The 25293-nt window shown below is 54.1% G+C and carries 27 protein-coding genes; all 27 read right to left on the bottom strand.

What is annotated here, in order from left to right:
- Nucleotides 1–215: 215 nt before the first annotated feature.
- The 27 genes from ACZ5EH_RS02135 to ACZ5EH_RS02005 all read right to left on the bottom strand — a co-directional run bounded on the left by ACZ5EH_RS02135 (nt 216) and on the right by ACZ5EH_RS02005 (nt 25265).
- A complete protein-coding gene (locus ACZ5EH_RS02135; RefSeq protein ID WP_464276497.1) occupies nt 216–566 on the bottom strand; it encodes a YtxH domain-containing protein in 351 nt (116 codons plus the stop codon).
- A 48-nt stretch (nt 567–614) separates the two neighbouring features.
- Complete coding sequence (locus ACZ5EH_RS02130; protein WP_464276496.1) at nt 615–1007, bottom strand: hypothetical protein; 393 nt, start codon at nt 1005–1007, stop codon at nt 615–617.
- Nucleotides 1004–2047, bottom strand: a complete 1044-nt coding sequence (locus tag ACZ5EH_RS02125) for a hypothetical protein (RefSeq protein ID WP_464276495.1) — start codon at nt 2045–2047, stop codon at nt 1004–1006. Before ACZ5EH_RS02125 ends, ACZ5EH_RS02130 begins: the two co-directional genes overlap by 4 nt.
- Complete coding sequence (locus ACZ5EH_RS02120; protein WP_464276494.1) at nt 2047–2322, bottom strand: HMA2 domain-containing protein; 276 nt, start codon at nt 2320–2322, stop codon at nt 2047–2049. The genes ACZ5EH_RS02125 and ACZ5EH_RS02120 overlap by 1 nt, the downstream gene beginning before the upstream one ends.
- Nucleotides 2294–4591 (bottom strand): heavy metal translocating P-type ATPase, encoded by a 2298-nt coding sequence (locus ACZ5EH_RS02115; protein WP_464276493.1) that lies wholly within the window; start codon nt 4589–4591, stop codon nt 2294–2296. The genes ACZ5EH_RS02120 and ACZ5EH_RS02115 overlap by 29 nt, the downstream gene beginning before the upstream one ends.
- Before the next feature lie 57 nt (nt 4592–4648).
- On the bottom strand, nt 4649–4816 hold the full coding sequence (locus ACZ5EH_RS02110; RefSeq protein WP_464276492.1) for a hypothetical protein: 168 nt from the start codon (nt 4814–4816) through the stop codon (nt 4649–4651).
- Nucleotides 4816–6063: a DUF2325 domain-containing protein gene (locus ACZ5EH_RS02105; protein WP_464276491.1), complete on the bottom strand. Its 1248-nt coding sequence runs from the start codon at nt 6061–6063 to the stop codon at nt 4816–4818. The genes ACZ5EH_RS02110 and ACZ5EH_RS02105 overlap by 1 nt, the downstream gene beginning before the upstream one ends.
- A gap of 15 nt (nt 6064–6078) precedes the next feature.
- Nucleotides 6079–6411, bottom strand: coding sequence for a hypothetical protein (locus tag ACZ5EH_RS02100; protein ID WP_464276490.1), 333 nt, complete (start codon nt 6409–6411; stop codon nt 6079–6081).
- Between the two features lie 324 nt (nt 6412–6735).
- Entirely contained in the window at nt 6736–8016 is a 1281-nt protein-coding gene (locus ACZ5EH_RS02095) for a DUF4857 domain-containing protein (RefSeq protein WP_464276489.1), read from the bottom strand.
- Nucleotides 8016–8687 (bottom strand): hypothetical protein, encoded by a 672-nt coding sequence (locus tag ACZ5EH_RS02090; protein WP_464276488.1) that lies wholly within the window; start codon nt 8685–8687, stop codon nt 8016–8018. Before ACZ5EH_RS02090 ends, ACZ5EH_RS02095 begins: the two co-directional genes overlap by 1 nt.
- Before the next feature lies 1 nt (nt 8688).
- Nucleotides 8689–9567, bottom strand: a complete 879-nt coding sequence (locus tag ACZ5EH_RS02085) for an ABC transporter ATP-binding protein (RefSeq protein ID WP_464276487.1) — start codon at nt 9565–9567, stop codon at nt 8689–8691.
- Between the two features lie 96 nt (nt 9568–9663).
- Nucleotides 9664–10458, bottom strand: a complete 795-nt coding sequence (locus ACZ5EH_RS02080) for a DUF4198 domain-containing protein (protein ID WP_464276486.1) — start codon at nt 10456–10458, stop codon at nt 9664–9666.
- A gap of 85 nt (nt 10459–10543) precedes the next feature.
- Complete coding sequence (locus ACZ5EH_RS02075; protein ID WP_464276485.1) at nt 10544–10861, bottom strand: hypothetical protein; 318 nt, start codon at nt 10859–10861, stop codon at nt 10544–10546.
- Nucleotides 10862–10873: 12 nt separating this feature from the next.
- Complete coding sequence (feoB, locus tag ACZ5EH_RS02070; protein ID WP_464276484.1) at nt 10874–13438, bottom strand: ferrous iron transport protein B; 2565 nt, start codon at nt 13436–13438, stop codon at nt 10874–10876.
- 106 nt (nt 13439–13544) lie between these two features.
- Complete coding sequence (locus ACZ5EH_RS02065; RefSeq protein WP_464276483.1) at nt 13545–13841, bottom strand: FeoA family protein; 297 nt, start codon at nt 13839–13841, stop codon at nt 13545–13547.
- A 237-nt stretch (nt 13842–14078) separates the two neighbouring features.
- Nucleotides 14079–15020 (bottom strand): nickel/cobalt transporter, encoded by a 942-nt coding sequence (locus tag ACZ5EH_RS02060; RefSeq protein WP_464276482.1) that lies wholly within the window; start codon nt 15018–15020, stop codon nt 14079–14081.
- Nucleotides 15017–15736: a DUF1007 family protein gene (locus tag ACZ5EH_RS02055; protein WP_464276481.1), complete on the bottom strand. Its 720-nt coding sequence runs from the start codon at nt 15734–15736 to the stop codon at nt 15017–15019. Before ACZ5EH_RS02055 ends, ACZ5EH_RS02060 begins: the two co-directional genes overlap by 4 nt.
- A gap of 89 nt (nt 15737–15825) precedes the next feature.
- Nucleotides 15826–16965 carry a sensor domain-containing diguanylate cyclase gene (locus ACZ5EH_RS02050; RefSeq protein ID WP_464276480.1) on the bottom strand — a complete coding sequence of 380 codons (1140 nt, stop codon included), beginning with the start codon at nt 16963–16965 and terminating at the stop codon, nt 15826–15828.
- A gap of 55 nt (nt 16966–17020) precedes the next feature.
- Entirely contained in the window at nt 17021–17428 is a 408-nt protein-coding gene (locus ACZ5EH_RS02045; protein ID WP_464276479.1) for a DUF1987 domain-containing protein, read from the bottom strand.
- Between the two features lie 5 nt (nt 17429–17433).
- Nucleotides 17434–17979: a SiaB family protein kinase gene (locus tag ACZ5EH_RS02040; protein WP_464276478.1), complete on the bottom strand. Its 546-nt coding sequence runs from the start codon at nt 17977–17979 to the stop codon at nt 17434–17436.
- The gene (locus tag ACZ5EH_RS02035) at nt 17976–19205 is read right to left on the bottom strand and encodes a SpoIIE family protein phosphatase (protein WP_464276477.1); all 1230 of its coding nucleotides are present in this window, start codon (nt 19203–19205) and stop codon (nt 17976–17978) included. The genes ACZ5EH_RS02040 and ACZ5EH_RS02035 overlap by 4 nt, the downstream gene beginning before the upstream one ends.
- Before the next feature lie 33 nt (nt 19206–19238).
- A complete protein-coding gene (locus ACZ5EH_RS02030; protein WP_464276476.1) occupies nt 19239–19937 on the bottom strand; it encodes an HD-GYP domain-containing protein in 699 nt (232 codons plus the stop codon).
- A gap of 409 nt (nt 19938–20346) precedes the next feature.
- Complete coding sequence (locus ACZ5EH_RS02025) at nt 20347–20802, bottom strand: Fur family transcriptional regulator (RefSeq protein ID WP_464276475.1); 456 nt, start codon at nt 20800–20802, stop codon at nt 20347–20349.
- A gap of 191 nt (nt 20803–20993) precedes the next feature.
- Nucleotides 20994–22265, bottom strand: a complete 1272-nt coding sequence (locus tag ACZ5EH_RS02020) for a sensor histidine kinase (protein ID WP_464276474.1) — start codon at nt 22263–22265, stop codon at nt 20994–20996.
- Between the two features lie 70 nt (nt 22266–22335).
- Nucleotides 22336–23793, bottom strand: a complete 1458-nt coding sequence (locus ACZ5EH_RS02015) for an IS1182 family transposase (protein WP_464275709.1) — start codon at nt 23791–23793, stop codon at nt 22336–22338.
- Nucleotides 23794–23835: 42 nt separating this feature from the next.
- Nucleotides 23836–24462 carry a hypothetical protein gene (locus ACZ5EH_RS02010; protein ID WP_464276473.1) on the bottom strand — a complete coding sequence of 209 codons (627 nt, stop codon included), beginning with the start codon at nt 24460–24462 and terminating at the stop codon, nt 23836–23838.
- A 26-nt stretch (nt 24463–24488) separates the two neighbouring features.
- Entirely contained in the window at nt 24489–25265 is a 777-nt protein-coding gene (locus ACZ5EH_RS02005) for a substrate-binding periplasmic protein (RefSeq protein WP_464276472.1), read from the bottom strand.
- Nucleotides 25266–25293 lie beyond the last annotated feature (28 nt).

The following is a 25293-nucleotide window of genomic DNA, read 5'->3' as shown; positions in this document are numbered from 1 at the left end:
GGGCCATTGTTATGCGAGGAGTGCGCATTTCGGGCGCGGGCCGGTTCCATCTTGCTCATTTGCCCAGGTGAAGCACGCAGCGTGTTTGCTCGGCACGCACGGCACTTCGGAATGCAGCTGGGTAGCAACTGTGTAGTAACTGGGCAAAATATTGAAATTCTGGCTCCGGGGGGGTGAACGCAAGCCCCCCGGAGAAGAGTAGTGCCAGTAAGCTGCTATTCCTTGCTGCTGATCTCCGCCGAGATATCTTTGACGTGCTCTTTGATCTCTTCAACACCGCCCTGTACACCGGACCACAGTTTGACGGCGCCGGATACAAGCGCACGCTGCACAGTGGGATTTGCCAAAACAAGGGCAACCCCAGCGCCGATGACAAAACCCTTTACATAGCTGGGATTTTTGAACTGGAACCAGGTCTGCATGGTTGAGGGCGCCTGCTGCGCCTGCAGGTTCTGGTAGTATTGCTGGTAGGCCGGATCCATCTGGTTCTGATATGCCCAGTTGTTCTGCGGTACATTTGCATACTGGTTCGGATACTGGTTGGGGTACTGTTCGTCGTAGCTCATGTTCGTCTTCACTCCTTGAGAGGTGAACGCCACCATAAAGGGGCGCGGTTATTTTTTACCCGTGTTCTTGGTTTTCGTTTTGGGTTTTTCTTCCACAGGCGTCGCAGGGGCGGGCTCACCGCCAGCAAGGGCTGGCTTGGAGCAGCGCTTTTCCAGCATTTTGTCCGCCAGATGCTTTGTGCCGGCCGTGGCCAACACCATGCCGGCCAGAGAAACGATGCCGGTGAACCCCATGGCGCTGACCAGGGCAGTGGCAGTCGCCGTGGCGATGCCGGTCGTGCCGGATTCCTTGATCACGTCCTTAACGGCTGCTTCGCGCGTGATTTCATTCTTTTTGACCTTGTCGTAGTTCTTGGCGGCTGCCACTGCGCCACCGACAAGCGCACCAGCGGCTCCCATGGCCACGGTTGCTCGCGGGGCGTTCACATAAACCTTGCTCATTTTGCTGCCTCCCTGGCTGCATGTTCTTCGGCTTTGCGGTCTTCTTCAGCTTCCATGTCCTCGGCGCTCTGGCTGAACATGCCCATTACGCCGGCAAATCCTTTGGCCAATGTTTCTTTCACGGTGTCGTTTGTCAGCAGCAGGGTCAGCCCTGTGCCGATGAGAGCGCCTTTCCAGAAATCAGAGCTGGTGCTTTGGAAAAACCGCATGAATTTGGATACATCGGCATTTCCATTGGCGGCCTCGTTGATCAGGCCGTACAACTCACCGTAACGGTTTTCCTGCCCAAGTCCTTCCATGCCCGGGAATTGCCCCGGCTGTTGGGAACCCATGCCCGGGAACTGTTGCGCTCCATACGTAGGAGCGGTTTGAGGGCCATAGCCGGTTGGTCCGTAAACAGCTGGTCCATACTGCGACGGATACTGCTGCGCCTGCCCTTGCGGGGCGAATTGCGGCGGAAACTGAGGGGCTCCCGGATACCCTCCCTGTTGCGGATAGCCGCCCTGCGTGGGGTACCCTTGTTGCGGGGCGCCAGGCATCTGTTGTTGTCCGGCGTATTGAGCGCCTGCCGGCTGCTGGCTGCCGTACCCGGGCATATCGCCCATATTGGGAGCCTGGTTGGAAAGCGGTGCTCCCTGATAGGGCGCTGCACCCGGCATTTGAGAAGAATAGTGTGGCTGCCCCATGTCTGGTCCCGGCTGTTGCGGCGGCATGCCCGGCGCTGGTTGCTGGACATACCCGGCGGCGTTCATGCCCACCTGGGACGGAATACCGGTGATGTGTTCCGTAAGGTGGGCGTGCCCCTGAGCCTGGTCGGACGGGCCGCCAGCCCCAGCGGAGGGCGCGTTTCCAGTCTGGGACATGCCGCCCCCGGTGTCCTGCTGGGGGGGAGTGGTCTCGCTGTGCGAGGAACATTCCGATTCCGCGCCGGGTTGGACGCCAGAATACATTGCGGCCGTCCCGTTTCCGGACATTCCAGTGGGAGATGAGCCCGTCTGCGGCATAGCCTGATTTCCGGCAGGCTGTTGTTCCTGGTGCATCAATGTACCTCCTTCGAGCTTATGTTTTGCAAAAGCGTATCCAGTTCATGCAGCAGTTCGGCTGCCCTTGCGTCGTCCTTTGCATGCATCAGTTCCTCCAACAGGGAGGGGGGAATGCTTTGCGGCGAATATTCTATGACCACTGAGCGAGCCAGGGCGTTGAGCCGCATACTGTGAACGCCCGGAGGCAGGGAGTCGTGTTCGTCCACAAGCTTTTTGGCATCGGGATTCGAAATGATGGCCTTGTCAAACTTGATTCTGATCCTGCCGGGCACATGGTGTTTGATCGCAAGATATTTCCGTAGTTTCGATAGCGTTTTGAAATCCATTGGAGGCTCCGGTTCCGGTTGATTCTTTAGAGGTTGTCTGGGGAAGATGCAGAAGACGTGAGGAATTGGCCAAAACACCCAGGGAATGGGCGATGTGGACGACGCCGGCCGTGACCGGCGAAAGCAGGCCCATGGCGCCGAGAAGAACGCCCACAATGTTCGAGCCGGTGGCTATCCAGAAGTTTTCATGGGCAACCCGCAGGGTTTTCCGGCTCAGTGCGTAGACAGCGACCAGCCCCTGCAGATCATCCTTGACGAGGGCGATATCAGCCGCTTCGATGGCCACCTCGGAACCGCTGGTTCCAAAGGCCACACCCACGTCGGCCTTGGTCAGGGCCAGGGCGTCGTTGATACCGTCACCCACCATGAGCACTGGACCATGCGTTTGCGAAGTCTCGATTATTATGTCGGACTTTTCCTCCGGCATGGCTGAGGCGTGGCAAGCGTCGAGCCCCAGACGCCAGGCCAGTTGTCGGGCCGAGGCGTCCTCATCGCCCGTAATCATGGCAATGCGTTTGACGCCCAGCTTGCGCAGTTGTTCCAGCACTGCGGTGGCTTCAGGCCTGAGTTGCGGCTCAAACCCCAAAATGCCTTCAAGGGTTCTGTTGCGAAACACATAGAGAACCGTGAGCCCCTGATTCTGAAATGCCTTGGCTTCGTTTGCGAGACCTTCTGCGTTAGTGATGGGAGCATCGTACTGCCTGGCGAGTTTCGCGTTGCCTACGAGGATTTCGTCTTCTTTGATGACGGCGCGCATACCCATGCCCATGTGATAGTCGCACTCCTCATGGGGGATGGGCGTAATACCGCGGTCTTTTGCCGCGGCCATTATCGCCTGGGCTAGGGGGTGGTGGTTATGGGTCTCTGCCGAAGCAGCAAGTTGCAGCAGACTCGCCGTATCTGAACCATTTGCGATGGCGGTGCGTGCAAGCTGCGGTTCTGTTGTGGTCAGCGTGCCGGTTTTGTCGAAGAATATAACCTTGCAGGCTCCTGCTTCTTCCAGATAGCGGCCGCCTTTTATAAGGATGTGGTTGCGGGCAGCCGCGCTGATGGCCGCGCTGACGGCTGTGGACGCGGCAAGGACAGTGGCGCAGGGGCAGGCCATGACCAGCAGCACGGTGTATGCGCGCCACAGGCTGCCTGTGAGCAGAAAGGTGCCGGCAGTGGCGAAAAAACCCAGTTTGACCAGGCGTGAGGCCAACCTGTCCGCCACGCCTTCGATGGAGGCGCGTGTTTCCAGGGAATCCTGCACCTTGTGCATGATTCTGGCGAGATAGGTGGCGTCTCCTGCGCGCTCCGTAGTGACCCTGATGATCCCTTCACGTACAAAGGTGCCGGCAAAGACCACATCCCCTTCTCGTTTGTGTACGGAATCGGGGCGCCCTGTAATGGGTGCTTCGTCCAAAAGCGCTTCGCCATGGACAATGGTGCCGTCCACTGCGACTTTTTCACCCGAGTGGAGCACCACCACGTCGCCAGGGCGCAGGGAGGCGACTTCGCGCTCGACTTCCACACCATCGACCAGAACAAACGTGTGGTGGGAGGTTATTTCCAGAATTTCAGAGATATGCTTGCGTGAGCGCTCTGCAATCCAGGCGCTGAGCAGGTCTGCGCCGGAATTGATCCACAGAATTTCAAGGGCAGTGATGGCCTGCCCTCCAAATACTGATGCGATGACACCACCGGCGAGGAAACTGTCAATGGTAGGCTTGCCGCGCACAAGGCTGGATATGCCCTTGCGCGCAATGGGCAGACTGCAGGCCATCACTGCTATGCCCAGTGGGCTGGCTATGGTTTGCGCCACAGCGGCGCCCAGCAGTGTGGTGCGGATGAAAACGCCACCTGCCAGCGCAGAAACAATTGCAAAGCGGCGCATGGCTGTGCCTGTGGATTCGTGGTGGTCGCCACTGCATGCACAGGGACTTTGCGCAACGCAGGACGTTTTGTTGTCCGCAGCGCGTTTGTCCAGCATGGCCCGGCCAGAGGCAAACAGCTCGCACACCCGCAGGAGCACATGATCCCGGGTAATGGTCTCCGGATCGTAGCGCACGATCAGGGATGCGCATTTCGGGTTGGTGCGGATGAAGCGTATTCCGCGGCTGTTTTGCAGGGCCTCAAGCCCGGCATCAGAAGGGGCGGCTGCGCCTGCTTCGGGGAGGTGCAGGCGCAGCCGGCCAGGTATATCGTGTTTGATGGTGAATCTCTTTGCTGTCACGTTCTAATATCCGGTTTACGTTTCACATCTTTTTTGTGGATACGGCGTGGAGTCGATTCAGCCGTTTTGCCCATCACGCGATGTGTGCTGTTTGGGTGGAAGCGGCAAAAAGGGTGACGCGTTTTCAGGTTTGGCGTCGGCCTTCTTCTCCACACAGGCGGCAAAGAATTTTCCCAAGAAATCTTTTGGTCTGGAAATGCTGCAGATGCTCGTTTGCGAAACCATTACGACCTCCTTTCGGTTTGCGGGGTGGCTATGAGCTCTCCCAGACTGCGCACCAGGCTCGAAAGTCCGGAGCTGCGCAGCAGTTTGCACGGCTTCATGGTGTGCTTGCACACTTCCTTCACACACTGACAGGCGTCGTGGCTTACGCAGTCGACAGGGCAAAGCACCGCATCAACGGCATTGAGCAGCTTGGGGAGCGCCTGGCGCGCCTGCTCTACGCCACCATCATGGTGGATGAATTCCCCGCCGCGTTGCTCCACGACGTTGCGGTAGTGTTGAACGAGGTTGGCGCGCCCCCCGACGTAAAGGATGCGTTTGCCGCAGAGATCTGGCCCGGGGCAGTCCGGTGTGCCTGCATCTTCGCACCCTCCCAGACATCCACCAGGGGTGCCTGCAGTACAGGTGCCTGCGTTGCAGGGCGCTCGAAGCGAATGCATCTTCTCCATCTGGCGCTCGAGTTCTTCTTCCAGAAAATCGACTTCTGCCTGCTTTTCGCGCAGTTCTTCTTCCAAGTGCTCCATACGCGATGTAAACGCCTCGAATTTGCGTTGCAGCGCGTCGTTACGGGCCTGCTCGTCCGCAAGGAGGGCGGATTGCGCGGCAAGGGAGCGCTGCAAGCTTTGGTTTTCGCGATAGACGAGCTCGTTGCAATGCTCACGGGCCTTGTAGCGCAGCGTTTCCGTTTCCTTGGCCATGGATGCGAGCTGTTTGGTCATGGTCCTGTTGTAATCGGTGACGTCCTTGAGACGCTTGCGGTAGACGCTTCTGGTCTTTGCATGGCGCTCGTGCATACGCGAGAGTTCGCTCTCAAGCTCTGTCAGGCGGCGGATATCGACACGGTTGCTGCTGCCCACAATGTGGGAGAGCATGTGTACATCCCCGAAAATCTCTCTACGCAGATCGGCGGATGCGTCTGGGTGGGTCATAAGCGCCCAATAAGGGCCAGGAATATCACCCTTGTTTCTGCTTTCCTCCCACAGGGCCTTGAGTTCCGCATCAGTGGAAGCCTTGGAAAAGCGTTTGATGGGCGTTGCATATTTGCGATCAAGCGCCTTGTTCACTGCCTTGGCCACAGGGCCGTTCTGGCTGCAAAGCCGCACGAAGGTCGCGTGGATTTCAAACTCGTTGGACTTGGGCTCCAGTTGCAATTTTGTTTGGCGCGCTATCTTGCGCAATTCGCCGATGCCCAGGCAGGTGCCTATGATCGAGCATTGTATATCCATATCTTCCCATATCTTGCGTCGCATAGGGACTCCTTTGGCTCAGGCGGCCAGGACCATCTGGTTGATTTCCTGTTGCAGCGCGCGGGCCTGGTTGCTTTGCAGCACCCTGTAAAAGCGGTTATCCGTGCCCACTCTGGCGGCAACCAGGGACATGGCTTTAGAGAACTGGCGTGTGGCCAGCTTTTGTTTGTTCGCCATGAGCATGACAAGGGCCATGTTGTTGCGGATTTTTGCTTCCAACATGCGGAAACGCTTGCTGATGGAAAGGCGCAGCGCCATGCCGAGAATCATCAACGCGCCCTCATGGTCTCCACTGGTGGAAAGGTGCATGCCGAGGCGGTTCAGTATGGTGAGTTCTTTAGCAGTGCACATGGGGTGCCTCCCTTTCGGCTTTTTGCAGCCGTGTATGGTTCCAGCCCTGACAGGTTTGTTCTTTTCTTTGCTGTGTTGCAGCGCGTATTGCCGGGACGCGTGACCAGGGAAGAAAAGGGCCGCCGCGGTGCGCCTGCCGCTTTCGGGAGGATTGGCAGGATAGGGCAGGAAGCGCAGGCGCACCGCTGGCGGTCTGTGTGAGGGGGACTGGAAAACAATGGTTGAACGCAACAAGGCGTTTTTGTTTATTTGTCCTGCCGTAGGCGCTTGAAACGCTTTGGCTGGTATACATGAGATTGAACTTCATTATCAATTACCAATGTTTTACGAATCAAATTCGATCACATTCAAGGAGATGAGGCCATAAATTCCAGTGAGCGCCACAAGCAACAGCTCCACAGTTTTAGGGGCCCGTCTGTCCACAAAACCGCGATACAGCAAAAGGAGGATCAGGCTGCCCGCCATGCCGAAAAGGGCGAGTTTGCCTCCGGATTCAAACGTCGTGTCAAGGTACCCGCCATCCTTCTGAACAAGGTGCATTGCAAAAGGGAACAAGGCATTGTGCAATACATCCGCCGCGGATATCTCAGCCCGTGACATGTGATGCTCGTACCGGGACAAGGGTGTGTAGGCTGTGTCCATGGCCAGGGCGCGGATCGTTGTGTCGTCAGAATACACGGCTGTACGGTAGAGCGGGTTTATGAGCAGCTTGAAGTCCATGGTGTCGGGATCGTAGTGCTCCACTGGAATTTGAATCAAATTATAATTATCGTATGAAATAAGATAGATGCCATTATTCCCTGAAAGCAGTAGGCCGTAGTATTCTTTGCGCTTGTTTTCGGAAATCTTCATGTAACGAGTGTGCAGTTCCGCTGGAATAGGTGTTTTCACAACAACAGGGGCGCCTCTGTGGCGTTTGACGTGGAACACATGGGACGCCGCATCAACAATGAACACTCCTTCGTCAAAGGACTTGAGCACTGTGAATTTTCCGTGGACGGAACGGGCGGGGAAAACAAAGCCCTTGTCCTGCAACGCCTGGGTGAAGCGTGCGGTCAGCTCTTTGTCCACGCGGTTATAGTCAGCATTGACGAACTCCATGGCGTCTTTTGTCATACGGAAGCGGTCTTCAGGAAATACCAACAACTTCTGCCCAGGGTCGGATTCAATGAGCGGCCAGAGAGGCACTTCTGTCTGCTGTTTCTTAACCGTACTGGCTTTGAGCTCCAATACCTGCCGGTTTTTGCGGATGGTATCTTTATCCAGCACCTGGCCATTTATGTGCAGGGGGAGCAACCCCCAGACATCCATGTTTTTGTAATAGATGAAGGGGAGCAGCTTTTCGAATTCTTTACGTGAATACCAGGCGCCGTCCTGGTCGCGGTATGCGATGGCGGCATGGTGATCCTCTGCAAGGGCCAGTGCTTCCGGTGGCAGTTCCCCGGTGATCTTCTCTGTGTAGATGAAGCGCTTGAGCACAGGGCTGTAGAACAGATGTGTCTTTTCAACATCATCATGAAAAACAGCATCATAAAGGTCAGGCAAATAGGTTGCGCAGACCAAAAGCGTCAGCAAGACAAGGGCGATATTGGCGAGTTTTCGCATCAGGAAACCCTCCGCAGCCTGAAATGGTAGCCGGGCAGCAATACAGCGGGTGCAAGCAACAGCATGAAAGCCAACAGCAGGGGAAGCGCCTTGGCATAGGCGGCAGGCGCAGCGTGGTGCAGAAAAAGTCCGGTCACGCCTGCGGCTATGGCCAGATTGAAGAGTCTGCGTTTTATGTTTGGTTCCAGCAGGCCAAGAGTGCCCCCGAGATACGCGGACAAACCCGCGGCGCACCAGGGCAGAACGGTGAACAGAGCGGTGTGGACCGACTCCACCGGAAAATAGGTGCTTTCAATTGCAGTCAAGGCAACCAGGTCAATGCCGATAATAAGGGCAACTGCAGCCAGACCCGTGATAACATGGGCCAGGATCAGCCTGTGTGGAGAAAATGGCAGATGCAGGGAGAGTCGCAGCCGTTCCCCGGTCATTTCCGGCAGAAACTGGAAGCAGGAAAGCGACAATCCGGTCAGCAAAGGGGCGTACTGGAACATTTCATAATTCATCTGCCCCAGATGCATGACGCGGTACCAGACGATTTCGGCGTGATCCTGGAGAAATAGCTGGCGGGTATCAATGAAGATTTTTGCCAGTAAAAGCAGGTTGCAACTGGCGATAATCAACCAGGCGCGCCTGATTTTGAGATACTCCTTATAAAATATGGAAGCGAGCATCTCAGTATCTCCCGGTGTAGCCGATGAAGGCGTCTTCGAGCGTCATGCTTTTTTGCGTCAATCCGGAAGGATCGAGTCCCTGCTTGTAAATGACGTCTGATACGGCTTCTGCGTCGTGAAAGCTGAAGATGTCCCAATGTCCGGAGTGGCTTTCCACGTTTTTGACGATGGCATCCGGTTTGGGAACAGCGCTTGAACCGTTACGCTCCAGACGGTAGCAACGGAAGCTCTGTACAAAATCTTCCAGGGAAATGCGGAGCAGACGGCCGCCGCGCTCGAGAAATATGACTTCGTCGACAAAGCGCCCCATGTCTTGAATGACATGGGAGGTGAGGAAAACGGTTCTGTTGCTGTCTTTCAGGTACTCGTTGAGATAGTCCAGAAAAAGCCGGCGGTACCCGGCGTCAAGTCCCATGGAGTAGTCGTCGAGTATGAGCAGGTCCGGCTGCTGCGCCATGATGAGGCCAAGCACGACCTGAGAACGCTGCCCGCAGGACATGTTCTTGATTTTGTGGCTACGGGGGAGCGCCAGTTTGTCCACAAGGTCGAAATAGGCGTCCCTGTCCCACCTGGAATACATGGGGGCGTAAAATTTTTCGATTTGCTCGATACTCATGAACTCATAGGCCAGGTGCCCTTCAAAGAGCAGGCCGATGCGGGCCCTGGTGGCCGGAGAAATAGTGTGTGACTCCTCGCCGAAGACAGTGCAGCGACCGGAAAAGGGGCGCAGAAAGCCCATGAGAATTTTGATCAACGTGGTCTTGCCCACGCCGTTCTTGCCGAGCAGACCAAAGGTCTTGCCGGCCGGAACAGAAAAATTGAGATCCTTGTAGATCATTCTGGCGCCGTATTTATGGGCCAGATGTCTTACTTCGATCACGTTGTCTCTCATGGCGCTTGCTTCTTTATGTTTCGATTGGTCCGGTTGATGCGGGCAGCCACCCAATGCGACTGCCCACATCGTTTCCCCGGACAGCTATTTCATATCAACAGCTTTGACCCAGATTACGGCGTCCTGGGACAGTTCTTTGCCCTTGTATTCCTTTGCAGCGCCAGAACCCAGGGCCGCAAAGCCCCACCAGCCGCCTTTAGGAATACCGTAAGCAAATTCGCCATTTGCATCGGCCTTGATGCCCATGGTCACAAAGGAATCCTGGGGCGCTTCGGCCAGCGCTTCTTTCTGGAATTCGTTTTTCCCAGGAACAGGGGGGTGGTTCATGTATTCCACTTCGATTTCTGCAAAGGGCACGGGCTTGCCGTCAGCCATGACAATGCCGCGGAAGACGTTGCCGGTCCAAAGCGCATAGGGCTTGTCCAAAGGCAAAATCTCGGTGGCCATGCCGGTGGGGGCGTCCCAGTCAGTGGGCAGTCCGGCATTGTTGATGACCACCTTGGTCAGCTGTTGAATATAGATATCTTCTTCAGTTTCAAGGTATGGTTCGGGAACCAGGCAGAAAACATAGTCCCCCATGCTGCGGGCCTTTACCTGGGCTTCATAGGCAGCGCCGGAGTTGGTCAGGCTGGACCAGGTGATCTCCTTCAGGGCGTCCTTGAGATCGGTTTTTTTGCCTTTGTGGAGCATGAAGAAATCCACAGGGGCGCCCATATCCATGGTATGGCCTGCTTCAAAGGGGTGGGTGAAGACCAGCTTCAAATCAACATTACCCCCTTTTTCCTTTGCCGCTTCCGGCGTATAGATCATCTGGAAGTGGGCAAAAGCGGGTACACTCATGGTCAGGACAAGCGCAGCGGCGAGGATAAGTCTGATCATTTGGAACTCCTGTCTTTGTTTGCGGACATGGGGGTTTCCGCGATTCTGATTACGAGATTCATTCTCATTAAGGTGTCAAAAAAAATTACTCTACGATATCACTGCCTGGAACCTTGATTTTATGCCCTTCACCAGCATCGAATTGCACAGCGTAGCTGCCTTCGGGTTTGTCGAAGGTGACTTCGCTGAATTCGTCCAGGCTGGTTTCCTGGGCAACATTGTCGGAACTGTCCAGGATGTGCACTTTAACGCCTGCAGCGGAGGAACCATCGGAGAAGCCGCCTTCACAAGTGACGGTGCCATCGCCGTTGTCGTAGCAGGAAAAGAGCGGGGTGTGCGCGAATGCAAGGCTGCTCAGAGCCAGCAGGCCTGCCAAAAGTGCTGTCGCAAGGATGAAACGCATGAATAAGACCTCCTATGTGTCTGTTGATTTGGGTTTTATTAAACCAGTGGCAACGGTGGCCACCACTGCCAGTCCATAAAACAGGGCCATGGCTTGCGTTCCGCTGAGTCCCATTGCAGAGCCGCCTGAGTAGATAAGAATGGCGACACTTGCCCCCAGGCACATCATGTAGGCAAGGGAGAAGAACATCAGCTTCCACGAGCCGGATTGAACTTTAACAACCATTGTTGTGGCCATGCACGGTGGGTACAGGGCCATGAACAGCATCAAGGCCAGCGCATGCAAGGGAGTGAAGCCTTCCTCCTGCTGGGCCATGCGCGACCCGAGTGCCCCCCCCGCGCCTTCGTTGCTGGTGACGGGGGTATCCACATTCTTTTCTTCTGCATCAGAATCGGCTGCATCGTCCGCTTCTTCAGCCTCGGCCATTTGCGCGTCCGCGTCATCGGGCTGATACAAGGCGCCAAGGGTGGCGACGGTGTTTTCTTTGGCGGCAAGGGCAGAGAGCAGGGCCACATTGACCTTCCAGGTAAACCCCGCATACTGCGTTACCGGCTCCATCCAATGGCCAATGCTGCCGAGGAAGCTGGCGTTGATGACGGCGTCCTTGGCTTCCTTGCGCAGTGTGAGGCGGACCCTGCGGAGCTTTTTGTAGGCGCGGTTAAGTTGCTTCTGACTTGCAACCTTTCTGTCGGGTTTGATTACACTGAAATAGATAGGGTTTTCAGCAATGAAATCCTCTTCGAGTTGCTGCGCTTTTGTCTTGTCGGAAACGCCCATGCGAGCGTTTTTGTAGCGGTTGGCAAAAGAGAAGAACGCGTCGATTTCTTCAGGGCTGTCAAAAGCCTCCCCAACGCCGGCCTTGGCTGCAGTCTGAGCGAATTTAGCCTGCGCCTGTTGCGCGCTTTCTTCCATGGCGGTCATCTTTTCAGCAGGGACGCCCGGAAACTGCATGAGCACGAAAAGCACGACCGCCACGGCAGCGACCACGGTGATGATCTTTTTCATGTACAGCCATACGCGCTCCAGAGCGCGGCGGATGATGTTCCCCACAGTTGGCATGTGGTAGGGGGGCATCTCCATAATGAAAGGGGCGGATTCCTTTTCTTTGAGCACCGTGACATTGAGAATTTTGGCCGTGGTCAGCGCCATGAGCACGGTGATAGTGGCGATGAAGAACATTGCCTGCCCTTTGTAGGCAGCGAAATAGACGCCGATGAGCAGTACATACAGCGGAACTTTTGCCAGGCAGTTCATCATGGGCACCACAAGGATGGTGGTCAGCCTGGCGCGTTCGTCCGGAACCGCCCTGCACGCCATAACGCCGGGAACCGCGCATCCGCCCACATAGACGCCACCCAATACGAGGGGGAGTGTGGACTGGCCATGCAGGCCGTAGCGGCGGAAGAAGGCGTCCAGCAAGAACGCCATGCGCGGCATGTAGCCCAGATCTTCCATGAACGCGATGTAGGCAAAAAGTATGAGGAATATGGGGATGTAGTTCAGAAGGGCGTTCACGCTGTCCACAACCCACAAAACCAGGGAGCGGAGCATGGGGTCGCTGATGAATCCTTCAGCCGGCAATATGCCGGCAACAAGTTCGCGAAAGCCAGCAAGGACGGGCCATGTGTAGTTGGTGAGAGAGTACCCCCATTCGATGGACAGGTAGTACATCAGGTACATCACTGCGAAGAGGATTGCGTACCCCCAGACCCGGTGGCAGATGATGCTGTCCGCCTTGTCTGATTTCGTCGCCTGCCCCTCGTTGGGCGCTTTCACGCATTCCGTTGCGATGGCGGCTGCGGCTGCATAGCGGCGTTGTTCGATATAGGCATCTGTGGACTGTCCGGTGGCATCCTGAAATTTGGCGCGGAGCACTTCTGCCGTGTGCAGCAGTTTGGAAACATCTTCTCCGGTGGCTTGCAGCAGTTCTTTTATGCCTTCATCGCCCTCAAGGAGCTTGACGGCCAACCAGCGCGCCGGGGCATTGCCGCGGTCAAATTCAATAAGTTTTGTTTCCAACTCACCAAGATACGTTTCCAGTTCACCGTAGTCGATGCGCAGGGTGGCGTTTTGCTGGGTTTCTTCCATGTATTGGGCAATGGCTTCACGCAGCAGGTTTTTTCCCGTGCCTTTGCGCCCTATGGTGGGTATGACGGGCACACCGAGTTTTTTTGCAAGTAATTCAGGGTCGATAACCTGTTTTCTTGCTTCTGCGACGTCCATCATGTTCAGCGAAACAACAACGGGAACGCCCATTTCGATGAGCTGAAAAGTGAGAAAAAGATGGCGTTTGATGTTGGAAGCATCTGCCACGTTGATAACCACTGCAGGGTTGTCGCGGAGCAGAAAATCTCGCGCAACACGCTCTTCCAGGGAGTAGGAAGTGAGGCTGTAGGTGCCTGGGAGGTCAACGAGTTCAATGGTGGCGCCGTTTTGGGAATAGAAGCCGACCTTTTTTTCGACAGTGACGCCCGGATAGTTGGCAACGTGTTGGCGGGCGCCGGTGAGCATGTTGAAAATGGTGGATTTACCGGCGTTAGGCTGTCCCGCAAGGGCGACGAGAAGTTGTGTGGGCATGATCGATCCAGTCAGGGTTGAGCGCTTTAGATTTTAGTATTGATTTTCATTATCAGTAGAAGGCTGATAAAAAGGCGCCCGTAATAGTACAAGCGCCTCAATAAATTTATATAACCTGAACCTGAACTTTTTCGGCAACGCCGCGCTCTACCATCAGTCGGCTTTCACCTACAGACAGAAGCAGGGGGCCTATACCGGCGTTTGCAACCACTTGCAAAACGGAACCGGGGATAAGGCCGAGGGAGGCCAGTCTGTATCTGGCTTTGCATCCTGTGGTCACACTGCAGACTTCGGCCTTGCTGCCAGGGCGCAGCCTAGTCAGTTGGCCACAATTGTCACCGGAAAGGGAAGCTGCTTTGGGTAGATTTGAGCTGTTGTGCCCTTTGCGATTTCTCCAGCGCATACCATCCTCCTCGAATGCGGCGCCCTTGCCGCGGCTGTCCATGAAAATGAGTTTGAGAACCGTTCTCAGTTCCAGGTTCTTGTTTCATCCTCAGCGATAATTGTCAAGGCACTCTCCTGGGATTTGTGAAAATATTATTTTATCACACTGAAATAACGACGTATTCTTTTTTAGTGTTTGACCAGATGGTGATTTTAGGAATCGGAGGGAGGCGTTTTTAGAAAAAAAGCACGGGCTTCAGCGTGAGAACCACCACCCGGTAAAGAGCAGGATGCCCAGGCCGGCCATGCAGCTTCCGCCGACATAAGGAAGAACCGATTGCAAGACATGCGCGGCCTTGCTCTGGCTTTTGGGGGCGCGTGAAATCAGCGAGCGTGAGTAGATGGTGAGGAGCGATACAGCCGATATGGTGGTGCCCATCCCTAGAGAAATGCTGCCAAGGGCGGCCAGGCCGGTTGCCGGGATTCCTAACGAAATACAGAACAGCAAGACCAAAGATGCACCGGGGCAGGGCACCATTCCCGCAGCAAGGGCAGTGAACAGCAGGTCTTTGCGACCACTGCCTGACGTTGTGCGGCTGTTTTTTTCGTTGGAGGAGAAGCGCGAGAAGATTCTTTTCGCTACCATCACCAGTCCAATGACCCCGAGGAGCGCATAACTTATTCCTTCCAATAAGAAGCCTGTGTCGTTGACAAGGCCGGAAGCGGTTTTCTCCACAAGGTATTTTCCTGCAAAAACAAGGATTGCCGCTGCGAGGACATGGCAGAGCATGCTCAGGTTGCCGAAGAGCAGGCCAAGTGCAGGAGAACTGGGGCGTTCCAGAAAGAAGGCAACGGCAAAGGCCTTGCCATGGCCAGGCCCCAAGGCATGTGCGGCTCCGTATGCCATTGCCGCCAGCATGAACAACCAGAAGGAGCGCCCCATCGGGGTGGTTTGGATGTCCTTGGCCAAGGCTGTCATAGAGGTGCGCAACCGTATTTGCCAGCCGACGATGGTCTGCAGCAGGGCGTTTGGCATCATCCCCGGCGCTGCGGGAGAGATGTCTGTTGTCGTGCCTTGATCGTGCTGCCTGTCTGTAGGAAGAAAAGGGTTGCGAGACGCAAGTACAGACGCAGGGAGCAGGCAGCAGCAGGCAAGTAAAAGAGAGAGAATCAATATTCCTGCTTGAAGGCGTTTCATGGGAGGCTGAATGTGATGTTAAATGCTTGCGGGATGATTTGTCCTTGCAGGTAGGCGAGTGCCGGCTCCTCTACCAAAGACGCTTTGATAGTAAATTTGTTGGTGGGACCGGTAACTTTGATGTCGCCGGAATAGGATTCAAGGCCTGTGGCTGCTGCAAAGCGTTGGAAGTCGCCGGGGTTGGCTGCGGCTGCCGGGTTTCTGAAAAGAGGGTCCTTGGTGGGGTCTATGCCGCTGCCGGCTTCCGAGGCGTATGCCACATAGATGTAGAAGGTAGGGTCAAAAACGGCCACCTTGATATTTTTGGGGGTCTTGATGGCCTTTACATGGCAGGGGACGAAAAACGAATAAATGAGCTTCGCGCCTTCCAATGTGACTTTGAAGTCAGTGGCCCATTTTATCTCGAACGGTGCGCCGTCAATAAGAATGCTTGTAAAATAGCTGTAGTCGCCAATACTATCAAAGCTTTCGCGCTCTATCGCCTTGATTTCCTCTGCATCCAGAGCGCCATCGCCATTTTCGTTTATGACTTCGAAAATGGTCAAGGTTGTCCATTCATCTATGGTCCAGCGCTCCGAAACGCCGGAAAAGCCCTGTTCGTCAAACACCAGGGCGACTTCCGCCTCGACAAAACCATGGGGGTGCCCCATGCAAACCGTAGGGAAAAAACAATACAAAAGGACCAAGCCGCATGTGAGAAGAGTTGATAAGCGCATGGGGTCTGGTATGGCGACTTGGCCTGCAAGTCAACGAAAAGGCTATTCTATAAATATTGCATCCGAAAGCCAGAAGCGATCTTTCATCTCTATGTATCTGCTTCTACAGAAAATATTAGATGGGTAGCTTTTGAATCAGTGACACAAGGCAGCACGCAGTTGCGGCCGGAATGTTTTGCTTCGTAAAGAGCCTTGTCTGCAATGGAAACGAATTGCTCTATCCCTGTACAACAAGGGGGGCGCTGGGCAACTCCAAAACTGGCTGTGAAGCGGATTGTGGCATTGGCGACAGGAATGCTGTGTTCTTCAAATGCAGCACGAAACTTTTCCGCTACGTGGAGAGCTCCTTCCAGAGGCGTTCCTGGAAGGAGAATGGCGAATTCTTCGCCCCCCATACGACAGTAGAGATCGATTTTGCGCAGAAAGCGCGAGCCGTGCAGGGCGATTTGTTGCAGCACCTTATCGCCGGCTTCGTGTCCATGGGTGTCATTGATGTTTTTGAAATGGTCGGCATCGAAATAGACAAGGGAGAGGGGGGTGTTCTCACGGATTGATCGGTCTATTTCCCGTTGCCCTATCTCAAAGAAATGGCGCCGGTTGCACAGACCAGTAAGTCCATCACAACGGGCCAGAATTTCCAGCTCTTCAAGCATGCGCCGTTTTTCGCTGACATCAGCGACCAGGCCCTCCATCTCCAGCAGATGGCCTTGTGCGTCAAAAATGCCGCGTGCACTGATTTCCACCCAGATTGTTTCCCCGTCGCGCCTGCGCAACTGGAGCTGGTAATCCGCCACCATCCTGCTGTGCTGCAGTTCCGACAGCAGGGCCTGCCGCTGGCAGGGGGAGATATAGAGGTGCTGCCCTATGTCCTGGACTTCTTCCAGCATTGTGGCGGCGGATGCATAACCAAAGATTCTGGCCATTGCCGGGTTGAGGTCCAAAAAACGTCCTTCTGGGGTGGACCGATAAATGCCCTGGATGCTTGTTTCAAAGATACTGCGGTATTTTTCCTCACTTTGGGCAAGCTGTTCGTTAAGCCGGTTAAGCTGCCCCTGCATGCGGTCCCCCATTTTCACCAGGAGCACGCTCTGCCTGTGCAGTCGCTTGTACTGCTTCAATAATTGGGCGTAATCGGCCCTGTCCACAGTGGTGTTTTCCTGTGCCAGCACCGCTTCGCCATGCGTGATGATGCGCTCTTCCTCGCGAAAGAGTGAAGCTGTTTCTTTCACAATACATCCTTGCAGGAATATGGTTGCATCTAGCGGGATCCCTTGTATTTGTACATCAGGAATCCTGATGTTCGCTGTCGGTGTATGCGATCATGGAAAAAGAAGCGTGGTCGAGGTCTTCGCCAAATTCTTCGCCGCATTCCTGAGCTATTTCGTTTTCTTCGTGGTAGCGCCAGAAAATGGCGACAGTGATGCCGTCTGCGGCAGCTGCGTCAAAGGTATCAAAAAGGTCCATCAGTACTTTGGAGCTGGATGAATTGAAGTAGATAATATCAAGGTCCACAGTGACGCTCGATCCGGCCTCAAGGCTGCTGAAATAGAGTTGCAGCCATTCGAAGATCGGCGCAAAAAACTTCAACGCATTTTCAGGGTACGATTCGCCGCGCATTACCAACGTGCCCGAGGGGGGGGCGAAGTGCACACCCAGGGTTGAATCCGTCTGATCAATGACGAGAGGTTCCATTATGACTATCCTATTGCTTTTACGGAAAAGAAAACCGTTTCTGCATCTATGGGCGTGGCGTGGCATTCCAAGGGTTCACTTGCGCGACGAAACATTTCTATAAAACCGAGCCCAGCGCCTTTACTATCGCTGTCCGGGTCCATGCGACGCATGCTTTTGTAATACTCCTTGAGCTCCTGCTTGCTGAGAGTTTGCAAATGCTCGATACGTGCAAGCATCTTCTCACTCTGCTCAGTATGCACCTTGTTGCCACAGATGATATAAAAACCGCGCTCATCGCGCCCAACTATGATCATGCCATGCCGTAGCTCATCGCCATTTTCAGTTTCTGGCGGAGTACGCTCTATGGAATAATTGACGATATTTTGCATTTGCTCGACAAATATGGAGAATACTCGCTGGATGGTGGTCATGCCTGCGTCTTCGAGTTCCATTTTGCGTTTCAAAACCTTACCGATACCCTCCACAACACTTTGGGATGTGGGGCCACTGAAGCAGAAGATGACGCCCTCGCGCTTCAATTCCTCATAAAACGAATACAGATGCTTCATCGAGAAAGCTCCTTGATGCTGAATCCCAACACGGTGACGTCATCGCGTTGCGCGTTGCGCCCCTTGTATTCTTCGTAGGTTTCAATAAGCGCCTGCCGCTGCTCTTCCATGGAGCAGGAGGCATGCGCGCCCAGCCAGTCCTTTAGCCGGCGCCGTCCAAAGGGCAATTTTTTGTGCCCCCCTATCTGGTCGGTGATGCCATCCGTAAAAAGGTAGCCCGTGTGGATGCCTTGTAATGATATGTGGTGGTTAGCGTATTTTTGGTCAGTGGGGACCCTGATAAAGCCAACACCGCTGGAGTCTCCCTTGACAGCCTGGATACCTTTTTCTCCAGCAAGCAGCAGTTGGCTTCGTGCGCCGGCAAAGGTCAGAGATTTGGAAGCATGGTCAATGCAGCAGAGACCGCCCTCAAGTCCATCATCCGAGAGCTTTCGCTCGCCATGTTGGGAAAGGGCGTTTTTCAACCCTTTGTTCATTTTAGAAAGCAACTTTGCGGGGTCTCCGGCGCAGTCATCAGAAAAATTCTGTTCAAACAGAGAGTTGACGATAAGGGTCAAAAAAGCGCCTGGTACACCGTGACCGGTGCAATCGAACACTGCCAGAAACGTTTGTGAGTCAGTTCGCTTCACCCAGTAGGCATCGCCCCCAACACCATCCCTGGGGAGCCAGACCAGGAAATGATCGCCCAGGATTTGCCTGAGTTTTTCTGCAGAAGGCAGAAAAGAACGCTGGATCAGGCTGGCGTATTCAATGGATTCAATGACTCTGCGTTGGGCGGTTTCGAGTTGCTTCAGTGTGTCGTTGAGCCTGGTTTCCCGGGTCTTCAGTCCCTGAACCATCCAGAATATGTTGCGCTGCAGACGCAAAAAATCGTGCTCATCGCCTTTTTCATCGGGCAATGTAAAATGAGGCGCACGGCGGCCTGATTTGACCTCGTCAACGTAATTGTTGATCTGCCGGGTTTGGCGCAGCACAAGCAGTTCCTGCAGCGCCTTGGCCAGGGGATAAAAAACCAGTACAAAACCAGCTATGTACAAGGCCAGGATGCTTTGAAAGCGCTCCATGGGAATGTGTTGCAGATACAATAGGGTTGCCAAAGGGGGGAGCAGCCCCAGAATCAGCAATAGCACGTTGATTTTTATGCCAACGCTGGATGCGGAAAGCCAGTCAAGGACATACGCAAGGCGATTGCTGCTCGCGGTTCGAGCGGAAGCCGTCTGAAACATGATTTGTCCTTTTGCGTCTATTTTTGCAGGTAGCTAGGCCTGAATAATTTCTTCATGTCGGGCGGGGGCATGCGCATCCTGGCCGCGGACGGCCTGCAACAACTCGTAGAGCTTGTCGTGGATAGCGCAAAAAGCGCGGACGACAGCCGGGTCGAACTGGGTGCCGGCATTGTCTCGGATTTCCTTGAACGCCGTTGTCAGGTCCAGCGCCGCGCGGTACGGCCGGCTCTGCAGCATGGCTGAAAAACTGTCGGATACGGCAATGATTCTGGCGCCCAGGGGGATGTCCTCTCGGGAAAGACCATCAGGATAGCCGCATCCGTCATAGCGTTCATGGTGGTGCAGCACCATTTCCAGAATACCGCAATCACGCAACGCCTTTACAGGGCGGATGATGCCCGCGCCAATGGCGGGGTGCATCCGCAGCATCTCCCATTCCGTGTCAGAAAGCGGGCCAGCTTTGCGCAGAATGGAATCAGGAACGCCGATTTTTCCCACATCATGGAGGTGCGCCGCCACGTGGATGATGCTTGCTCTGTGATAGGGCACTCCCATTTCCAGGGCCAGGGCATGGGCGACAACGGCAACTTCAGCTGAATGCTGCCATGTGTGTGGGTCCTTGGCATCTACTGCAGCACCAAGGGATTCGGCCAGTTCATGCAGAACCGTGGTGACCAGGCGAGGGTAACATGCTTTGTTGCCGGGGCTGCAAGCTGCACTGTCTTCAAACATCAATGTCTCCTTTATGGAACCTTTGGGCCACGCGTTGCACGCTGGTCGCGGTTGTTCCCTTTGTAACGATAAGGAGCACTGCTCCAGAATTGATTACCGGCAAGCAGTGCTCAATTTTTGAAAAAACAGTCCGCTCCTCTTTTGGACCGTCACTTTTTAAGGGGTGGTCCTGCATGAAGTGGAGAGGGTGCCCCCCGGGCTGTTTCCGCGCATCCTAATGAAATCGAGAACCATTATCAATAAAAATTTATAGGTGTAGCAATTTCCATTGAAATCGTGCGCATGTGTGCCCGGGGTGAAGACTCTGCCGTATAAAAGGGATGCAGGTGATGGGTAGAAAGACGGGAAAAGACGCTTACTAAACGAGAGGGCCGGTTGCCATTCGCGACACGGAGCAAATGCAACAGGGCTATTCCAGATCTCCTTCGCTCTTTTTGCGTTTGCAAGCCGGACACAACCCGTACAGATAGAGGCGGTGTCCTAGCAGTTCAAAATCATTTTCTTTTGCCAGACGCTTGTGCAAAGGCATGATATCCTTATCGTAAATATCCACCATCACCCCGCAACTTTGGCAGATCAGATGGTCATGGTTGCATGCGCCATCGCATACTTCATAGCGTGTCGCGGTGCCTTCATAGGTTTCGGAGGAAACGATGCCGGCCTCTTCGAGCAGCTTCAGGTTCCTGTAAACCGTGGCCAGCCCCACACCGGGGTCTGATTTCTTGATCAGGTCGAACAATTCTTCCGCGGTCAGGTGTTTTTCCGCCTTGACCACTGCGTCCAGTATGACACCGCGTTGGGCCGTGAACTTAAGCTGCCGGGTGCGAAGAAATTCGAGAAAACGCTGGTGGTGTTCTTTGTACATGGCATGCCCTTTCGTGGACGTTATATCTTGTATGGCTGGCAGTGGCTCTCTGGTGCAACCGGTGGATGCATATCCGGCAATTACACGGACAGCGGTCGGGGTCATCTGACGTCATGAAATGCGTGTCGCCAGTGGCTGCGCCATCCAGTCTGCTTCCTAGGGGGAGCAGGGGGATATTGTCAAACGAGAACTCAGACTTTTTTCTGCCGCAAAGGGAGAGTAAAAACAAAGGTGCTCCCCTGACCAGGGGCAGACTCCACGTAAATCCTCCCTCCATGTTGCTCGACTATTTCTTTTGAGATTGCCAGCCCCAGGCCTGTGCCTTGGGGGCGGTCAGTTAGCGTATCTCCAAGTTGCTTGAATTTGTTGAAGATTTCCTTCTGATCTTCTGCAGAAATACCTGCCCCGGTGTCTTGTACGTTAACGCGCACCTCGGTTGCAGTATGCTCCAGTCGGCAGGTAATGCCCCCTTCGTGGGTGAATTTGACAGCATTGGCCAACAGATTGATGCATACCTGCACGATGCGGTCTTCATCAGCTTCTACGAGCGGCATATCGGGCGCAACATTCTTGGTACAAGTAAGTCCCTTTTCTTCCAGCAGAAAGCCTACGGAAGAAAAGGCTCTGTCCAGCGCCTGGGAAAGATCCACCTTTGTAATGTGCAGTTTCATGTTGCCAGATTCCATACGAGAAAGATCTAAAACCTCGCTGATAAGATTCGAAAGCCGTTTACTCTCGTGGACAATGACGGAAAGATTATCCACTACCTGACGTGCAGCCTTTTGGCAGGCTGGATCATCTTCTGGCAATTTGGGGAGAATATCGGCCGCTAGTTTTTTGGTGATCATTTTGGCGAAACCCATCACGGAGGTCAGGGGCGTTCGCAACTCATGGGTGACCATGGAAATGAAGTTGGATTTCATGCGGCTTGCTTCTTCCGCGGCTTCCACGGCCAGTTTCATGGCGCTTTCGGCCTTTTTGCGTTCGGTCACATCCGCAGACATTCCCTCGATAAGAACAAGTTCACCCGCTGCATTGAAGATTGGCCTGGCGTTCAAGGCTGTCCACACCACGCTGCCATCCTTGCGATAGGTCTGGGCCTCAAAATCGGTTACGTTTTCCCCCTTGCGCAGTCGCTCCATGAAACGAATACGGTCTTCCGCATGCACATACACCTGATGCTGCAAGTCGTTTATGGAGCTTATCAGGTCTTCTGGGCTGTCGTATCCAAGAATCCTTGCCAAGGCGGGGTTCGCATCGACAAATTGGCCTTTGGGAGTGGACTGAAATATGCCTTCCACTGCATTTTGGTAAATACTCTGATATTTTTCTTCGGCTTCTTCCCTGGCGATACGGTGTTCATTTATACGCGCAAGCATGGCGTTGAAGGCATCCTGCAGCGTGCCAAGCTCTCGCAATCCCTTGGCGTGCAAGTTCACGCGTTGGAGCAAAGGAGTCTCCATGGAGACTTCAGCTCATTGACAAACCCCGCTTTTTGCAAAGTGGGGTTTGTTTTTATGAACCGATTTCTTTTCAGGCCGCTGCCAGCTGGGATGTTGGCTCGATCGGCCCCAATCGAACGAGACAGAGAGACTGAGGTAGAAAGTACAGGCATTTGGGCTGCAAATATTTGTATGACAGCTCCAAAGGGGCCAGCAGCAAGGCCATTTTCTTCATGTTTTGACATGTGGCGGAAAGCAGGCTTTGAACCTGGACCTTAGCCAGGCCGCAGAACCGAGCATAGCGTTGCCCGTGCAGTTGTTTGGCGTCGGCAAAGCTGCGCTCTACGGTCTCTTTCCGGCGAGCATAGATTCTTTTTCCGAATTCCGTGAGCCGGTGCGCATCCACCGTATCCACGTATTCCCGCCACACATGGCGTGTCACTGTTTTCTTGCAATTCCGGTTTGTTGTGCACTCTTTCAGTAACGGACAGCGGCGGCAAATCTTTGGTAACGAGTCATAGAGACGATATCCTTCGCGGTTGGTGGTGGAGTAGTGAAGCTCCTGGCCTTCGGGGCAAAGATAGCAGTCCTTGTCCGGCAGGTATTCAAAGGCGCGTTTGGGGAGCATCCCTTTGCGACGAGTGGGACGACGATAGCCAATGACACCATAAATATGCTTTTCTTCCAGCGTCTTGCAAATGTGTGAGGTGAAATATCCTGCATCGAGGCCGACGTGCTTCACAGCAAAGCCGAAGCGGTTGATTTGTCGGTCCAGCCGATCGAGATAGGGCATGCTGTCATGCACCGAGGCCGGAGTTACGTAACTGTCGGTGATAATGTTGTGTCGGCTGTCCACAGTGCGATGATCCAAGTAAAAGAAGCCCTTAGGCTTGCCCTCGCGTACCATGTACCCGCTGTCCGGATCGGTTGTGCTCTGCTTGATCCGCTTGGACCCCGCTTCGCGGTTGTCCTGCTTCAGCGGTTTCTTTCCATGCCTGCGCCTGTCTTCCTCCACGGCGTCTTCAAGTTCGCCCAAGTATGACTTCGTGCTTTGGGCAACGAGCTTTTCCGTAAATTTATGCTTGTTGGCGTTGGCTTTCAGGTGGGTGGAATCGGTGTAAAGCGTGTGTCCGCCGACAAGCCTCTTTTTCATGGCCTGGAACACTATACCGTCAAAAATGTCCTGGGCAACGCTGGTGTCGTTAAATCTGCGCCGCCGGTTTTGGCTGATGGTGCTGGCATCGGGCACTTTGTCCTGCAATCCCAGGCCAAGGAACCAGCGATAGGCAACATTGACCTGGATTTCCTTGACAAGCTGACGCTCGCTGCGGATGCCAAACAGATAGCCGATGAATAGCATTTTGAAGAGCACCACCGGTTCAATGGCCGGACGGCCATTGCCCTCGCAATACAAATCCTTGGTGAGCTCATGAATAAAGGAGAAATCAATAACCTTGGCAATTTTGCGAAGCAGATGATTCATGGGGACAAGTTCGTTGATCGAAACAAACTCCATTTTCACCTGCTGATTTTTGGGCGGCTTTAGCATGAAGATAGTATAAGAAAACCCTCGCCGATTGGCGAGGGTTTGTCAGCATTCTGGAGTCTCCATGGAGACTTTGGTGACGGCCTGGGTCATTTCTTCCAAAGGGCGTGAAACAAGCCGCTTGCCGAGAAGAAAGATGACCAGGCAGACGCAGAGCAGCTTGATGGCCGACGTCATCAATATGGCGAACAGGCCTGAGCGCACTTTTCCGAACACTATTTGCGCGCTTGATTGCAAAGTGAGCACCCCTACCTTCACCGTATCGCCATCCAATTGGGCGTATTTGAGGGGGATGGTAACTTGGAAGTCCGTATCGTTCATGGAAGAGGGGGCGGTCGCAGCGTCTTGAGAAGAGTGCAGATGTCCGATGGTTATGTCCGGTTGAAATTGACGCTGCACACGTACGATCATGATGGAATTACTGGCTTCAAGGCCGGAGAGAATGGCAGCAACCTGTTCCTCGTCTACACTGTATAAGGCAGCCGCCAGTCCGGAGCTGACGGCGTTTCCCATGTTGTGCAGTTCTTCGAGCACGGCGTTTTTGACTATGCGGAACTCAGCCCCCACTTGCAGGGTAGTGAGCACAATGGTGATCAGCACATAGACAGCAGTCAGGACGATTACAAGGCGTCCGGCTATGCTTTCGCGAAAGGGGATGTGATACGTTTTCATGTGCAGTACACAAGGAGCGCGGCAGCTCAATATTTATCAAACTGGGGGTATGGGTGCCCCCATTTGCGATAAATCGCTTCAAGTTCATTTGTTTCATGCAACCGACGCATACCGGCTTCGTAAAGTTCCATGACTTTTGCAGACCGCTTCGTCTCTGCAAAAACAGGGAAATAGGCGCGAGAGCCGATTTTTTCCGTGGCGTAGGCATCGTGATCGAATTTTATTTCTGATTTGGCTATGGATTCCTGGATGAGTTTCAGGTCGTCGACGTAAAAATCCATGCGTCCGAGAAGAACCATGGCAAGGGCCGCTGTTCCTGTTTTAACTTTATGCAGCAGCACCGGAACTTTAAAATTGTTTTCCGAATAGTATCCAATGCGGCAGACAATTTTGCGCCCCCGCAATGAGTCGTTTCCTTGCCATGCGCCTATGCGCTGCTTGTTGAAAAAGACATAGTAGGCGTTTTCGTACATGGGCACTTTGGCCAGCACATACGGCAGAGGAATGCTGTCATAGCATGTTTGGAAGTCGGCCTCGCCATTGGCGATGAGCTGCAGCCCCCGTTCTGAAGGGACATACTGACGCTGCACGGTGATGTGGTAGAGCGCGAAGACCTTATTCAATATCTCATGATAGAGTCCCGTACCATCTTCATTGGTGAAACTTTTCCATGAAGGGCCAACCGCAATCACCTTCCGGATGCCATCCGCATCCGGAAGCGGCGCCAATTCCTGGGCAGAAGCATTTTCCAAAGAAAATGTATGCAGAAGCACGATCAAAGCAAAGGCCGTGAAAGCTCGCAACGATCCCCCCTCTTTTATTTTTCTCTGC

Source organism: Desulfovibrio biadhensis (assembly GCF_055388615.1).
This window is presented reverse-complemented; position numbering and strand designations above follow the sequence as displayed.

Bases quoted from the DNA above. Each gene is read 5' to 3' on its own strand.
- ACZ5EH_RS02030 (WP_464276476.1), bottom strand. From the start codon at position 19,937: ATGTTTGAAGACAGTGCAGCTTGCAGCCCCGGCAACAAAGCATGTTAC.
- ACZ5EH_RS02045 (WP_464276479.1), bottom strand. From the start codon at position 17,428: ATGGAACCTCTCGTCATTGATCAGACGGATTCAACCCTGGGTGTGCAC.
- ACZ5EH_RS02040 (WP_464276478.1), bottom strand. From the start codon at position 17,979: ATGAAGCATCTGTATTCGTTTTATGAGGAATTGAAGCGCGAGGGCGTC.
- ACZ5EH_RS02125 (WP_464276495.1), bottom strand. From the start codon at position 2,047: ATGCACCAGGAACAACAGCCTGCCGGAAATCAGGCTATGCCGCAGACG.
- ACZ5EH_RS02110 (WP_464276492.1), bottom strand. From the start codon at position 4,816: ATGGTTTCGCAAACGAGCATCTGCAGCATTTCCAGACCAAAAGATTTC.
- ACZ5EH_RS02100 (WP_464276490.1), bottom strand. From the start codon at position 6,411: ATGTGCACTGCTAAAGAACTCACCATACTGAACCGCCTCGGCATGCAC.
- feoB (WP_464276484.1), bottom strand. From the start codon at position 13,438: ATGCCCACACAACTTCTCGTCGCCCTTGCGGGACAGCCTAACGCCGGT.
- ACZ5EH_RS02055 (WP_464276481.1), bottom strand. From the start codon at position 15,736: ATGCGCTTATCAACTCTTCTCACATGCGGCTTGGTCCTTTTGTATTGT.
- ACZ5EH_RS02095 (WP_464276489.1), bottom strand. From the start codon at position 8,016: ATGCGAAAACTCGCCAATATCGCCCTTGTCTTGCTGACGCTTTTGGTC.
- ACZ5EH_RS02025 (WP_464276475.1), bottom strand. From the start codon at position 20,802: ATGTACAAAGAACACCACCAGCGTTTTCTCGAATTTCTTCGCACCCGG.
- ACZ5EH_RS02105 (WP_464276491.1), bottom strand. From the start codon at position 6,063: ATGCGACGCAAGATATGGGAAGATATGGATATACAATGCTCGATCATA.
- ACZ5EH_RS02010 (WP_464276473.1), bottom strand. From the start codon at position 24,462: ATGAAAACGTATCACATCCCCTTTCGCGAAAGCATAGCCGGACGCCTT.
- ACZ5EH_RS02075 (WP_464276485.1), bottom strand. From the start codon at position 10,861: ATGCGTTTCATCCTTGCGACAGCACTTTTGGCAGGCCTGCTGGCTCTG.
- ACZ5EH_RS02060 (WP_464276482.1), bottom strand. From the start codon at position 15,020: ATGAAACGCCTTCAAGCAGGAATATTGATTCTCTCTCTTTTACTTGCC.
- ACZ5EH_RS02015 (WP_464275709.1), bottom strand. From the start codon at position 23,793: ATGCTAAAGCCGCCCAAAAATCAGCAGGTGAAAATGGAGTTTGTTTCG.
- ACZ5EH_RS02035 (WP_464276477.1), bottom strand. From the start codon at position 19,205: ATGTTTCAGACGGCTTCCGCTCGAACCGCGAGCAGCAATCGCCTTGCG.
- ACZ5EH_RS02090 (WP_464276488.1), bottom strand. From the start codon at position 8,687: ATGCTCGCTTCCATATTTTATAAGGAGTATCTCAAAATCAGGCGCGCC.
- ACZ5EH_RS02065 (WP_464276483.1), bottom strand. From the start codon at position 13,841: ATGCGCTGGAGAAATCGCAAAGGGCACAACAGCTCAAATCTACCCAAA.
- ACZ5EH_RS02135 (WP_464276497.1), bottom strand. From the start codon at position 566: ATGAGCTACGACGAACAGTACCCCAACCAGTATCCGAACCAGTATGCA.
- ACZ5EH_RS02080 (WP_464276486.1), bottom strand. From the start codon at position 10,458: ATGATCAGACTTATCCTCGCCGCTGCGCTTGTCCTGACCATGAGTGTA.
- ACZ5EH_RS02020 (WP_464276474.1), bottom strand. From the start codon at position 22,265: ATGGAGACTCCTTTGCTCCAACGCGTGAACTTGCACGCCAAGGGATTG.
- ACZ5EH_RS02130 (WP_464276496.1), bottom strand. From the start codon at position 1,007: ATGAGCAAGGTTTATGTGAACGCCCCGCGAGCAACCGTGGCCATGGGA.